Below are 13430 nucleotides of genomic sequence, written 5' to 3'. Positions count from 1 at the left end.
GGCCTATGGACATAAACGGACGCAGCCTTCCTGAAACCGTGCTCCTGTCGATCCGCGGCAGGAAAGCGCGCAAGGCGAACGCGACGCCGCGCAAGCACATTGAAGGCGCCCAGATGGTGGTCGCCTCCTACAACGTCCACAAATGCATCGGCACCGACCGCAGGTTCGACCCCGAACGCACCGCCCGCGTCATCCGCGAGATCGGCCCCGACGTCATCGCGCTGCAGGAGGCCGACAACCGCTTCGGCGATCGCGCCGGGCTGCTCGATCTTGCCCGGATCGAACACGAAACCGGGCTTGTGCCGGTGCCGGTTTCCGGAAGCGGCAAGGGCCATGGCTGGCGCGGCAATGTGCTTTTGTTCAAGCGCGGCACCGTGCGCGACGTCCATCAGATCAAGCTTCCGGGACTGGAGCCCCGCGGCGCGCTGGTTGCCGAGATCGACCTCGACGAAACGCGCACTCTGCGCGTCATCGCCGCGCATCTCGGCCTGTTGCGCCGCTCGCGTTCGGAGCAGGCCCGCGTCGTGCTCGACATCATGAGCAACCAGGATGAAAGGCCGACCTTGCTGCTCGGCGACCTCAACGAATGGCGGCTGGGCAACCGCTCGGCGCTCAAGACGCTGCACGCCACCTTTGGTTTCACGCCGGCGGCGGTGCCGACTTTCCCCTCAGGCCTGCCGGTGCTGGCGCTCGACCGGATCATGGCCAACCGGCACGGCATGGTCTCGTCGGTGGAAGCCCATGACACGCCGCTGTCGCGGGTTGCGTCGGATCATTTGCCGCTGACGGCGTTCGTCAGCCTGTAACTCATCCGTCCCGCAGCCAGACCAGCATCTCACCGGGTTCACGGTTGTCCCAGGCAAAGTACGGGACGGCGGTGATTTTCGTCTCGCTCACCGCCGGCGGATCGGTGCGATAGAGCCCGGTTTCCCAGTTTTCCTGGGCTTCCTTGCTGGCAAGTGCCGAAAGCGTGACGATGCCGCCGAGCAGGTTCGGCTCGGCATGCGCCTGGATTTTTGCCGTTCGCGGCAGAGCGATCCGATGCAACTGGCCGGCATTGTCGGTCTCCTCGACGCAATAGATCAGCGGACCGCGCGCAAGTGCGACGCGGCCGATGTCCTGACGCACCTCCGGATTGGCGAACAGACGAGCGATCGACATTTCGAGATCGAGTTCGACCCGGTCGCCCTGGCGCCACTCGCGCCGGATCGCGGCATAGCCGTCGCTGGTGATGCCGTCCAGATCGACCGCGGCGCCGTTGATCTTGAGCGCCGCCTTGCCGCACCAGGAGGGGACGCGCAGGTGCAAGGTGAACTCGACCGGCGCTTCGGCTTCGATCCGGATCGAGACCGCGCCATCCCAAGGATAATTGCTGGTCTGAATCAGACTGACCGCCCGGTTCGATATATCGAAGCGCGCGGTGCTGTCGCCGTAGAGATGGACGGCCAGCGCATCATCCGACAGGGAGTAGAAATAGCTGCCGATGGAGGCGACCATGCGGCCGATATTGGGCGGGCAACAGGGGCAGCGATGCCATTTCCAGCGATTGTGCCTGCCCCGGCTCTCCAACGGGTTCTCGTAGAAGAACAGCGAGCCGTCGAGCGACAGGCCGGAGATCGAGCCGTTGTAGAGTGCCCGCTCCATCATGTCGGCGTAGCGGGCGTTGGGACCCATGCCGAGCATGCGGCTGGCCCAGAACACGAGGCCGACCGAGGCACAGGTCTCGGCATAGGCGGTTTCGTTGGGCAGGTCGTAGTCGCTGGTAAAGCCCTCATTGTGCGCCGATGGCCCGAGGCCGCCGGTGACATAGAGGTTCTTGGTGGTGAGATCGTTCCAGAGCCGGTCGAGCGCTACCCTGAGCGTATCGTCGCCATATTCGGTGGCGATGTCGGCCATGCCGGAATAGAGGTACATCGCCCTGACCGCATGGCCGACGACCTTGTCCTGCTCGCGCACCGGCTTGTGCGACTGGTTGTACTCATAAGTCTTGAAATGATAGGCCTTCGGGTCGGCGCCGCGCGCACGCGCCTCCTCGTCGAAATAATGCGGCTGTTGCCCGCGCTGGTCGATGAAATACCTGGCCAGGTCCATGTATTTCTGCTCGCCGGTCGCCCGCGCCAGCTTGACCAGCGCCAGCTCGATCTCCTCATGGCCGCAATAGCCCTTCTTCTTGCCCGGCTCCGGACCGAAGGTGTCGGCGATATGGTCGACATAGCGGCACATGATATCCAGCAGCTTGCGCTTGCCGGTGGCCTGGTAGTAGGCGACCGCGCCTTCGATCAGATGGCCGGCGCAATAGAGCTCGTGGCAATCGCGCAGATTGGTCCAGCGCTTCCCGGGCTGGATGCGCTGGTACCAGCTGGAGAGATAACCGTCTTCCTGCTGCAGTCTGCCGTAGAGGTCGATGACGGCGTCGATCTTCGTCTCGAGTGCCGCGTTCTTGCGCCGGTAGAGCGAATAGGCCGCGGTCTCGATGGTCTTGCCCCAATCGGAGTCCCAGAACATCTGCGTCGTCACCGTCGAGCCGGTGAAGCCGGGGCTGGCCGCCTCGTCGGGCGACGGCGAATGGAACGGAATGACGACGCCCGGCGAGGGCCGGTCCGGGTCGATCTGCTCCAGCATGCGCGCTTCGACGCAGCGCTCGTACAGGATGTCGGCGGTGCGCGACGCCACGGCATCGACGCGGTCGCCCCAGAAGCCGCGGACATCGACCTGCGGCACCGGCAGTGGGCGGAAGGCGAGTTTGCCGGGCTTGGCGGATGGTTTGGCGGTCATCGTGTCACTCCGTTGGATATTGGTCATTTCACGGCGGGTCATTTCACCGCGCCGGCCATCAGGCCGCGGATGTAGAAGCGCTGCAGCAAGAGGAAGAGCACCAGGCACGGCACCATCATCACGGTGACGCCCGCCTGCACGGCGCCCCAGTCGATGGCGCCGAAGCGGCCCGACTGCAGCGCGGTCATCATGATCGGCAGCGTGAATTTGGACTGGTCGGTCATCAGCACCAGTGCGGCCAGGAATTCGTTCCAGGCGCCGAGGAAGGCGAACAGCGCGATGGTGACGATGCCCGGCCAGACCAGCGGCAGCATCACCTTGAGCAGCATGGTGACGTTGTTGGCGCCGTCCATGCGGGCGGCCTCCTCGATCTCGCGCGGCACCGCGTCGAAGGCGTTGCGCATCATGAAGATCGAGAACGGCAGTTGCAGCGTGGTGTAGACCAGGACCAGCCCAGTCAGCGTGTTGTGCAGCCCGATCTTGGTCAGCACCAGGAAGATCGGCGTCAGGATCGACTGGAAGGGGATCATGATCGTCGACAGGATGACGATGAAGAGCACATCCTTCATGGGAAAGCGGAAGCGCGAAAAGCCGTAGCCGGCGAGCACGCTGACGATCACCGACAGGATCACCGTCATGGAGGCGACATAGAGGCTGTTTTGCGCCGGCAGCCAGAGGCCGTCGCCAAAGGTGTCGAGCGTGCGGTAGTTCTCGACCGAAAACCCGGTCGTCGGCCATGGCGGCAGCGGCGGCTGGCGCGCCTCCTGCGCCGGCTTGAAGGTCGACAGCACGGCCCAGACGATCGGCGCGATGAACAGCACTGAGGCGATCATGCCGGTCGAATGCTCGGCGATCCTGAGCCAGAGGCGGCTGCTGCGGCTTCTTGCCTGCGCCATCAGTCGATGCCCTCCGGCTTGCGCAGCAGCCACAGCTGAACCAGGCTGAGCGCCACCAGTATGGCCAGCAGGATCATCGACAGCGCCGCGCCATAGCCGAGCTTGAACGAGACGAAGGACTGGTTGAAAATCCAGTATACGGCGGTCAGCGTCTGGTTGCGCGGGCCGCCGCGCAGGATGATGTAGAACTGGTCGAAGGCGAGGATCGAACCGGCGATCGACAGGATCAGCGCCAGCGCCAGCGTGCGGCGCATCAGCGGCAGGGTGATGGCGCGAAAGCGCGCGAACGGCCCTGCCCCGTCGATCATCGCGGCTTCCTGCAGATCGGTCGGGATCGACTGCAGGCCGGTCATCAGGATGATCATGGTGAAGCCCGCCACCTTCCAGACGACCATGGCGATGATCGACCAGAAGGCCGGCTGGAAGGTCGCCAGAAGGTTGAACTTTTTCCCGGTCAGGCCGAAATCGTAGGCGGCCGGGCTGAACAGGCCGGAATCGACATTGAGCAGCCACGACCAGAGCAGGCTGGCCGAGGCGAAGCCGACGACCGCCGGCATGAAGAAGGATGTCCGGTAAAAGCCGGTCAGCCGCCTGGGCTTTTCGATGAACAGCGCCAGCGGAAAGGCGACGGCGAAGATCACGATGGTGACGATCACGGTGTAGTAGGCGGTGAAGCTCAGCGCGTTCCAGAAACGGTTGTCGCGCAGGATCGCCCGGTAATTGTCGAAGCCGATGTAAAAATGCTCGCCCATCAGCGGCCAGTTGTGCAGCGACATCCAGGCCGTCATGCCGAGCGGAATGATGAAGAACACGACCACCAGCGCCACGGCCGGCGCGACATAGAGCAGGCCGATCCACTGCCGGCGACCGGCGCCGACCAGTTTTCTGGCGCGTGGCGGGGTGGTGGTGATTGCGGTCATACGTGGGCTCCGGGTGCGGTGATCCCCCTCCCCCTCGAGGGGAGGGTCCGGCCGCAGGCCGGGGGTGGGGTCCTCCGCGCAGTGCGCCGACGAAAAAGAATGTCGAGCACTGCCGGAACGACCCCACCCGGACCTGCGGTCCGACCTCCCCTCGAGGGGGAGGTAGGGGCGGCGCTTACTTTTGCGGCGCCTGGTCGATGATCGACTGCATGGTCTCTTGTGCATTGGCGACGGCGCCGTCGACGTCGTCGCCGAAGACGACCTCGTTGATCATCTGCGTCCACGGACCGTTGGCCGAGTTGATCAGGTCGTTGAACACCACGGAATAGGGCGTGCGGCCCTTGGCCATGGCTTCGGCGGCGATCTGGTAGCGCGGATCGAGATCTTTCAGCGCCTCCTTGGCGATGTCGCCGCGCACCGGCAGGCTGCCGTATTTGGCCAGGATGGTCTGGCCTTCTAGCGAATAGGCGAAGTCGAGAAACTCCTTCACCACGGCGAGCTTCTTGGTGCCCTTGGTGACGACGAAATTGTCGCCGCCGGCAAACGAAGACCAGCCGCTGTCCTTGCCCGGCAGGAAGGTGACGCCATAGTCGATATCCGGATACTGGGTGTTGAGCGCGCCGATGGCGAAGGCGCCGGACGGCGAAATGCCGATATTGCCGGTGGCGAAGGCGGCAAAGAAGTTGGCGCCGGTGTCGGTCTGCGCGCCGGCCGGCACCAGATCCTTCTTGACCATCGAGCGGTAGAGGTCGATGGCGCCGCGCAGCTGCGGGCTGTCCAGCGTCGCCTTCGAGCCGTCCTCGGAGAGGATGTCGCCGCCCGAGGCCCAGATCAGCGGCGTGAAGGTGAAGATGTTGCAGCCGCCGCAATTGCCGGAGAAGTAGAAGCCCTTGATGTCGCCACCGAGCGCGTTGACCTTTTCGGCATCGGCCTCGATCTCGGCCCAGTTGGCCGGCCCCTTGTCGGGATCGAGCCCCGCCTGCTTGAACAGTTTCTTGTTCCAGATCAGCACCGAGGCGTCGGCCGAGAACGGCAGCCCGTAAATGTGATCCTTGTAGGTGCCGGTCTTGACGTGCGCCGGCGACAGGCTGGCGAAATAGGGCAGCGATTTCGCCCAGTCGGTAATGTCTTCGAGCTGGCCGGCGGCGGCAAAGGACGGCGTGTAGATCAGGTCGAGCGACAGCGCGTCGGGCGCCGTGCCGCCGGCGGCGGCGGCGCCATATTTCGGGATGATCTCGGCATTGGGAATGATGTCCAGCTTGACCTGGTTCTCATGGCCCTTGTTGAAGGCGTCGACGATGCGCGGCATGAAGTTCGAGCCGTCGGCGCGAACCCAGATATTGGCGGTGTCGGCGGCCATTGCAGGCAAGGCAATGATGCTCGCGGCGAGCGCGAACCCGGTAATCACGGTCTTCATGGTTTTCCTCCTCATGGTTCTGTTCTCCTCCCTGTTGCGGCGCTCTCTCAGATTGCGCCGCGCGTTCTCCTAGCCGTCCAATGGGCGGCCGCATGACTGACGCACCACCAGCCGGCACGGCAGTTTTCGAATGCCCGGCGCGGCGGGTTGGCCGCCGACGAGCGAAAGCAGTGTGAGGCCGGCCTCGCGGCCGAGCGCTGCCAGGTTCATGTCGACCGAGGTCAGCGGCGGGCGGGTCGCCTCCGCCACGATCTCCCAATTGTCGAAGCCGATGACGCCGACATCGCCGGGCACGCCTAAGCCGCGCTCGCGCAGCGCATCGATGACGCCGCGCGCGATCTGGTCGTTGCCGCAGAACACGGCGTCGGGTTTCTCTCCCTTCTTGTTGAAGAGCGTTGGGCCGTCGAACAGCTTTCCGACGGCTTCATGCCCCCAGGCTTCCGACCACGAGCCGAGCAAGGGCTCGGTCACCGGCAGGCCGTGTGCGGCCAGCACATCCCGAAAAGCCTGTGCCCGCTCATTCACCACGGCAAAACTGGCGGGACCGCTGACATGGGCGATGCGCCGCCGCCCGAGCCGGCAAAAATGCTCGACCGCCAGCCGGGCCCCGCCGGCATCGTCGGAGACGAAGGCGATGGCATCGGGATCGGGCTGGCTGAAGGCGTAGATGACGGGCACGCCGAGATTGGCGAGGTCGACCGGCAAATGGCGGTCGATGCGCTTGCCGCTGGCGATGATGCCGTCGATGCGCTTGTCCAGCATCGCCTCGACATGCAGTTGCGCCAGCCGCGGATCGTCCTCGACATTGCACATGAACACCGACACGCCGGCATCGACCAGCGCATCCGAAATGCCCGACATGACCGGCAGCGAAAAGCGGCCATAGGTATCGTTGGTCAACAGCCCGACGGTAAAGGAGCGCCGCCGCAGCAGGCTCTGCGCCAGGCTGTTGGGGCGAAAGCCAAGCCGCTGCGCCGTCTCGCGAATGCGCTGCCGCGTCTCGGCGGTCATCCGCCCCTGCCCGTTCAGCGCCTTCGAGGCCGTGGCCACACTGACGCCAGCCATCGCCGCGACTTCACGCAGGGTGACGGGTTGTTTGGCGGGTGGTGGCGTGTCGGAGGCCATGTTTTGGGTGTCGGTCCTCGGTTTGGGAAAAGGTTTTCTCTTAGTGGGGCGGAGCATGTCGAGATGGGTAATCGGCGGGTGCTGCGGGGTTTGGGAAAACGTTTTCTCAGAGGGAGATTAGGATGAGAATTTGGGGATGGCAAGAGGGATAGAGGGGTGACTGGCAGGCAGTTGAGCATGGTTCACACGATGCGACACCGGCTCGAAGCGGATATTCCCCTAACGGTAGCCATCTGCTGCCGCCAGCCGGAAATGGATACAAGGCATCGTAGACGCCGCCCAGCCAAACGATCATATCAGTCGCATGCCGGTGTTTGATGCTGTTGACTACAATGGCTGGCCACGAACGCGAAAGGCGGCGAGGGATAGTTCGTTGGTAGTCGGTCTTCAAGGAGGATATGGTGACAGACTCAGGCAAGAGAGATTAGATTGCACATAGCAGCGGGGATTTATGGCCAAGCGGGTGAGCGTAATAAATTTCAAGGGCGGCGTCGGGAAAACCACGCTGTCATTTCAGTTCGCCGCGGGGCTGGCTCGTTTCCATCGCAGCCGCGTGTTGCTAGTGGACGTCGACCATCAAAGCAGCCTTTCGATTGTTTGTTTAACTGCCCCAGTTTGGGGCCGTTCCATACAAGCAAATCGAACTATCAATGAGATTTTCAAACCGTTCATAGGTCAATCTGGCTCGTTACCCGGCGCTGGTATCATAGAAAAGAACGCCATAAAAACGGTTCCTGGCAACCACTACGCCTCACTGGATATTGTTCCAGCGAGCCTAGAGCTGGACGACGTTGAAATTGAGCTTACGGCATCTCATCATGGCAACGCGATACATTCCGAATGGGATAAGCGTACGCTAATTTGCAAGTGGCTAGAGACTGCTGGAATAGACGAATTATACGACTACATCATTTTTGATTGCCCGCCTGCCACGAAAATCGTTTCACAGAATGCCATCGCCGCCAGCCACGGATACATTCTTCCAGTTATCCCCGAGGCTGTCATGGAACGTGGCGCGCCACATCTAGTAAGCATGATTCAAAACGGTATCGACGTAAGGCTGAAGGCGCTAGCGACCATGGGGGCTAGCCGCCCCATGCATGTACCAGACACGCAATTGGTGGGCGTTGCCATAACCCGGATCCGCACTCACGGGGCGGCACATTCTGGATATGTTGACGACCATACGGTTCATCTTGCATCGCTGCAAAGGCGTTGGGGCCAGAATCTGCTACGGCCCTACATTGAAGAAGGGACAGGTGTGTCGCAGGCCCTTGCCGACGCGGTGCCTGTCTACGACCGAGCGAACACGCAGAACATTGGCGCGAGGGGCCTACATACAATGTACCGAAACCTCACCGACACACTAAAAGCACGGATTGACGCACTTTGAAGAGCAGAAGGAAAATTAGTGGTATGGCTGACCGGATCGCCAAGGGCCTATCCGATCAGGATGTGGTGCGATTTTTGAGACAGATGGTCACCTTGTACAAAGATCGCCGCAGTGGAAACCCTGCCCTAGCCGAAGCGTTAAGGAAGCTCGCCGATCGGCTAGAAAAGGAGGCTGCGGCTCAACGTGTCGATTCCTCCCCGGCGCAATCGTCCCTTTGGGTAACCCCGTCCACTGAAGAGTTAAGGGCCTACGACGACGACGCAATCTCGACATACATCAATGACGAGGCCCGTACGAAGCTGGATTTGGTCGAACTTGCGTTTGCGCGCTTTTCAATCCCGCGTTCAAAACTTCAACGGATGCCCGCCGCTGAAATTCGGGATGCAATCAGTGCAGCCCTCAAGCACGAACAGTCACTTAAGATAATTTCAGAAGAAGCCGAGCGATACGGCGCAAGTCGCCGTTCTTAGCGTGGAGGATAGGCGATCGCCGGCCAATCAAAAAACTGTCGGTGCGTTTCGCGCTTGACCAAGACCCATTCCTTCCTCGTTTGCGGAACTGTTCTGACACGCTGCCCGAGCAGCGCGCAATCACGTGCCTAAAATGCGTCCGCGCTGGCTGCTAAGCAGCTACTGAGTACGGCCAATGATGTGAAGATGAGTATTCATCTTCTTTCACCTTAACGGACACATTGAAGCGCGCGCCAGGTGCGCTGTCTGAAACAGTCTTAGGGCAGCGTCTGATATCGATGGTGGTATCGAGCCCTTGACCGTCCACCGCCCGAACAACCTTCTTCTTTCCGTCCTGCATCACCTCTACTAAGTAACTCTGGTAGGGCGCATGCCCACCCTTGGCTTCGCTGTGGTCTGGAATGAATGTTAGCGCGCAAGGAATTCGCGCGAAGTCAAGCCGCTGCATGTTTCTCATCAAGCTAAGTTTTGAGAAAAGCGGAAGATTTCCGGACGCGCCTGTCACGTCTTTATGAGTAATGATGCCAAATACGATCTTGTAGTCCGAATCCACAAACGGCGCTAGAAAATTTGCTGGATCAGCACCCTCTAGTTTTTGGGTAATGATCGCTTCCAACTTCTCTCGAGACGCGGCCTCGTGCGTGATCAGTTCAACAGAATTCACGCCCTGGTTGAACAGGTGACTGAGGTGCGATGAGCGCGTGGAGATCTTGATGTGATAAAATACGCCCCGTTGACCGGACCTCGCGATTGCATCGGCGCGCGCCGTGTAGATGTCGCAAGGTTCAATCGTTGTGCTTCCAGAGGGACTAATATCGGTCTGGTCAAGGCAAAGAAACCCTGCGTGCGCGGCCGCCATTGCCTCATTGTAGTTTGCTTCGCTGTAAACACGCTTTCCCTTGTTCATAGCGTCGTGGTTGTAGGGGCTTAGGTCGGTCATCTCGCACTTGGCATCCAGGTAGGTTCTCAGCCGCGCGGCAAAGGCCTTTTCAACCTTATACCAAGCGCCCTCACATAGATGATAGATCACGTCCTCGCCCGGAGGTTCTATGTCGAATAGAACGCTGCGATAAAGTCCATATGACTTATCGGGCAAACCTTCTGTGTCGGTGAGGATGAGACGGTATTCACCTTTAAGGGCATCCATAGTGAGATCAGCGAGACCCTCATCGCCGACGTATTCGTAGAACTGCTCAATGGAGATGTCGGGGTAAATCTGGCTTGGGCCCTCACCGCCCCCGAACATGCAGCAGGTGTTATCTTTGTAGTCGACGATGTCGGGAATGGTGAGTGTCGTCGCCCCGTCTTTCCCCCTGATCGAGGCAAGGAGTTGAGCATCCAATGGCGCAATATCGGCGGGATTGCGCACGGGTGTTATGTTTTCGATATTCGGGAACGAAACTTTGTATTCGTCACTCTCATAAAGTTTTAGAAAGCGACCGCATCGATCAGCCAGTTGATCTGGTTGAATTTTGAGGCTGATCTTTAGGCTAGCTGAGCCAGTAGCGCTTTTAAAAAGCTCCTCAAACTCCGGCTTCACCTTGCCGGTGAGACTCTTAATTATCTCGCTATTGGCGTCGAAATCGAGGTACGTCAATTCAGTTGAAATCGGGACTTGCGTGCGTTTTCGGCGCGCAGGTCCCGGTTCAACCATGTCAGCGCTTCGCAGTTCTTTGGGATCAAGCATGTTTAGGGTAACGCGCAAGCCGAAGTCATACTCGTAAGCGACATCCTTGAGATTGTGATGGACTTGCCCGAAACAGACTGCAAAATGGCGTTCGCCTACCGTCAAGAACAGGAGCGCCCCTTTGAACTCCTGCCAGATGTCATCCTCGATGCCGAAATACGAGCGCCACCAAGGGCGCTTTCGATCGGCATCAAGTAAATATATGACCGCACCTTTGGGCACGTGGTTGGCCTGAGCAGGCTCCAGCTCATGATCATCTACGAGAGAATTATTTGATTCGTAATTTTCACGCAGAAGATAAATAGAAAACGGCCTTGATTTTTCGGCCATGCCGCCCCCCTAGACAACCGATTACTTTTGTCAACAACTAACCACAGAAATATACATAAGACAACAACATGGCTACAGGCCAACAGAGAGTGGTGCAGGCGCCCTGCTCGACGAGTGACCCTTGACTCACTGCTTGAAGCAGTGCTCGCGGTGCCATCGTAAGAAATGGGGATGTGGGCGTTCGAGCTGTCGGCGGGGCGGAAGCGCTCGACGGGTTCTGTTTATGAATGCCTTCACGCTGCCGAGGTCATTGACCTGCCGTGAGATCAGTATTTCCAAGTCATCGGATAGACTGATCAATCCGCGATCGAACATCCAATGCGCTGTACCGGACAGTGAGATCCCATTGTTGATGATGTCAGGCCCGTTCGCTTCGACCGGTCGAATATGTGCGGCGGAAACCTCTGCTCTGCCGCCGCCATTTATCAACTTGAGTCCCGTGATTGCGCAGCGTTCATCATAGGCGCGCAAGACGACGCGACGGAAAATGCGATCCCGCACGATTCGCGATCCAATGTAACTCATACGATTGCGATTCTGCTCGAACTGGAATGGAGCCTGCTCATCCTGAAACCCGGACGACGCGCCGATCTCATCGACGCGCGGCAACAACGGCTCGCTGATGTCCAAACCCAGATCGACAATACGGTTGAAGTCGCTTGGGCTAATTGGGCGGACGGCAGATTGGGCGCGACCAGAATTTTGTCCTTCGTCATTGAGTACGCCTCGCTCAACGACACCGCCCGCCCCGTTGAACGGAACAGGATTGGCGAAATCAAGGTAGGATCCAGCCTCGATCAGAGCGAGGTACATGGCAGGCTTCACAGGATCAGGAATAACCTGTTGGACTTTGGCCATGGCGAAGTAGCCACGGGTGTCTTTTACCTTGCTGGGCTCGTAGTAGATGATCCAATCACCGACGCATGCTTCGACCCGACGCAAATACTGGCTGGGAAACTGGTATTGCTCAGCGGGGCTGTCATCGTAGATCGAATCTGAACGGTGAATGAAAACCCCGAATCCCATGATCTTTCTACAGTGCGTTCTGAGGTGGCTACCTCGGGCCTGATATCGAAACCCTATTGCGAGTTTAGTCTAGGCCAGAGAAGCGCCATCCCCGCAAGGGCCAACGAGCGGCCGGCCAAGACGCACTCACCCAGGTACACTCCTGAAACAAAATTCAACAGTTCGGAAAAACCGGCGAAAAGATCGGGTGGCACAGGCTTCCAAGTCAGGAATCCGGGTTCTTCCTTTTTGGAAGCCCTCCACCAACAAATCGCAGCGGCGCCCCTCGCCTGCTCCAGCGGCGGCATGAACAGCCGGGCGATGCCCAGGTAGAACCTGCCATTTGCCAATGTCAGCTTCAATCCAAACAGTCCCTTTGGTCAGATGCGATGGCGGAGCGCGTCGATGATCACCGCCATCGCAGGGGAGAGCTGTCGCCTGCTCGGATAGTAGAGGTGATAGCCGGCAAAAGGCGGGCTCCAGTCGTCGAGCACGAGCCTGAGGCGTCCGTCGGCGATGTGGTGGCTGACGAGGTTTTCCGGGATATAGGCGATCCCGAAACCGCTTGTCGCAGCCTCGATCATGGGAATGGACGAATTGAAGGTGAGTTGGCCTTCCACCCGCACACGAAGGTCGCGGCCATCCCTGGCGAATTCCCAGGCATACAATCCGCCGAACGTCGCCTGCCGCATGTTGATGCAGTCATGGTCGACCAGGTCCTGGGGCGCGGTCGGGACCGGATGGCGGGAAAAGTAGTCCGGCGAAGCCACGGCCACGAGCCTCCAATCCGGCCCGATGCGCACTGCGATCATATCCCGGTCGATGCTCTCGCCAAGCCGCACGCCTGCGTCGAAGCGCTCCTCCACAATGTTCTTCATGCCGTTGTCGCTGTAGAGCTCGACGCGCACGTCGGGATTGTCGTTGAGCAAGGGCTGGAGCTTCGGCCAGACGGTCGTCTGGAGCGCATGGTCGGACAGGGTGATGCGGACCGTTCCGGAGGGCTTGTCGCGAAACGCCACCAGGCTTGCGAGGTCGGATTCGATTTCCTCGAAGCGGGGAACGAGAGATTGGAAAAGTCGCTCGCCGGCCTCGGTCGGAGAGACGCTCCGCGTGGTACGCGTCAGCAGGCGGACGCCAAGGCGAGCTTCAAGCTCCTTGATTGTCGAACTCAGGGTCGACTGCGAGGTTCCCAGCTTGGCCGCTGCCCTGGTGAAACTGCGCTCGCGGGCGACCGCCACGAACCATAGCAGATCCTTCATGCCATCGCGCTGCATAGGGCACCTCCCATCGGACATTCATATCATGAGCAGATAAGTCCATGCGGATTACTTAGTCTACTTAAATGGGTTCCCCTGCAATATCTTCTGGCAGCGACGGCGGCTGATCCGTCCGGTCGCTTTGCCAGGATGCCA

General features: G+C 60.1%; 12 protein-coding genes. 3 read left to right on the top strand and 9 right to left on the bottom strand.

Going from position 1 to position 13430, the window contains the following annotated elements; translation table 11 throughout:
• Positions 1 to 5 precede the first annotated feature (5 nt).
• Positions 6 to 806, top strand: coding sequence for an endonuclease/exonuclease/phosphatase family protein (locus NKI88_RS09760; protein ID WP_023671569.1), 801 nt, complete (start codon positions 6 to 8; stop codon positions 804 to 806).
• A gap of 1 nt (position 807) precedes the next feature.
• On the opposite strand, the gene NKI88_RS09755 is transcribed toward NKI88_RS09760, so the two are convergent.
• From NKI88_RS09755 to NKI88_RS09735, 5 genes are all read right to left on the bottom strand, one after another.
• A complete protein-coding gene (locus tag NKI88_RS09755; protein ID WP_352654868.1) occupies positions 808 to 2775 on the bottom strand; it encodes a glycoside hydrolase family 127 protein in 1968 nt (655 codons plus the stop codon).
• 38 nt (positions 2776 to 2813) lie between these two features.
• Entirely contained in the window at positions 2814 to 3671 is an 858-nt protein-coding gene (locus NKI88_RS09750; protein ID WP_023816277.1) for a carbohydrate ABC transporter permease, read from the bottom strand.
• Entirely contained in the window at positions 3671 to 4591 is a 921-nt protein-coding gene (locus NKI88_RS09745; protein ID WP_352654866.1) for a carbohydrate ABC transporter permease, read from the bottom strand. Before NKI88_RS09745 ends, NKI88_RS09750 begins: the two co-directional genes overlap by 1 nt.
• Positions 4592 to 4766: 175 nt before the next feature.
• Positions 4767 to 6008 (bottom strand): ABC transporter substrate-binding protein, encoded by a 1242-nt coding sequence (locus NKI88_RS09740; protein WP_023739238.1) that lies wholly within the window; start codon positions 6006 to 6008, stop codon positions 4767 to 4769.
• A 69-nt stretch (positions 6009 to 6077) separates the two neighbouring features.
• The gene (locus NKI88_RS09735; protein WP_352654864.1) at positions 6078 to 7133 is read right to left on the bottom strand and encodes a LacI family DNA-binding transcriptional regulator; all 1056 of its coding nucleotides are present in this window, start codon (positions 7131 to 7133) and stop codon (positions 6078 to 6080) included.
• A 451-nt stretch (positions 7134 to 7584) separates the two neighbouring features.
• Between NKI88_RS09735 and NKI88_RS09730 the strand changes: the two genes are divergently transcribed.
• Both NKI88_RS09730 and NKI88_RS09725 read left to right on the top strand, forming a co-directional pair.
• On the top strand, positions 7585 to 8526 hold the full coding sequence (locus NKI88_RS09730; RefSeq protein WP_023671562.1) for a ParA family protein: 942 nt from the start codon (positions 7585 to 7587) through the stop codon (positions 8524 to 8526).
• A gap of 23 nt (positions 8527 to 8549) precedes the next feature.
• On the top strand, positions 8550 to 8996 hold the full coding sequence (locus NKI88_RS09725; protein WP_352654862.1) for a hypothetical protein: 447 nt from the start codon (positions 8550 to 8552) through the stop codon (positions 8994 to 8996).
• 151 nt (positions 8997 to 9147) lie between these two features.
• On the opposite strand, the gene NKI88_RS09720 is transcribed toward NKI88_RS09725, so the two are convergent.
• The 4 genes from NKI88_RS09720 to NKI88_RS09705 form a co-directional block, all read right to left on the bottom strand.
• Positions 9148 to 11013, bottom strand: a complete 1866-nt coding sequence (locus NKI88_RS09720) for a DUF6119 family protein (protein ID WP_352654860.1) — start codon at positions 11011 to 11013, stop codon at positions 9148 to 9150.
• A gap of 126 nt (positions 11014 to 11139) precedes the next feature.
• Positions 11140 to 12039, bottom strand: coding sequence for an HNH endonuclease (locus NKI88_RS09715; protein ID WP_352654858.1), 900 nt, complete (start codon positions 12037 to 12039; stop codon positions 11140 to 11142).
• Positions 12040 to 12092: 53 nt separating this feature from the next.
• A complete protein-coding gene (locus NKI88_RS09710; protein WP_352654856.1) occupies positions 12093 to 12380 on the bottom strand; it encodes a hypothetical protein in 288 nt (95 codons plus the stop codon).
• An 18-nt stretch (positions 12381 to 12398) separates the two neighbouring features.
• Positions 12399 to 13292 (bottom strand): LysR family transcriptional regulator, encoded by an 894-nt coding sequence (locus NKI88_RS09705; RefSeq protein ID WP_352654854.1) that lies wholly within the window; start codon positions 13290 to 13292, stop codon positions 12399 to 12401.
• Between the last annotated feature and the right edge of the window lie 138 nt (positions 13293 to 13430).

This window comes from Mesorhizobium sp. M0317, from assembly GCF_040321555.1.
Taxonomy (GTDB): Bacteria; Pseudomonadota; Alphaproteobacteria; order Rhizobiales; family Rhizobiaceae; genus Mesorhizobium.
This window is presented reverse-complemented; position numbering and strand designations above follow the sequence as displayed.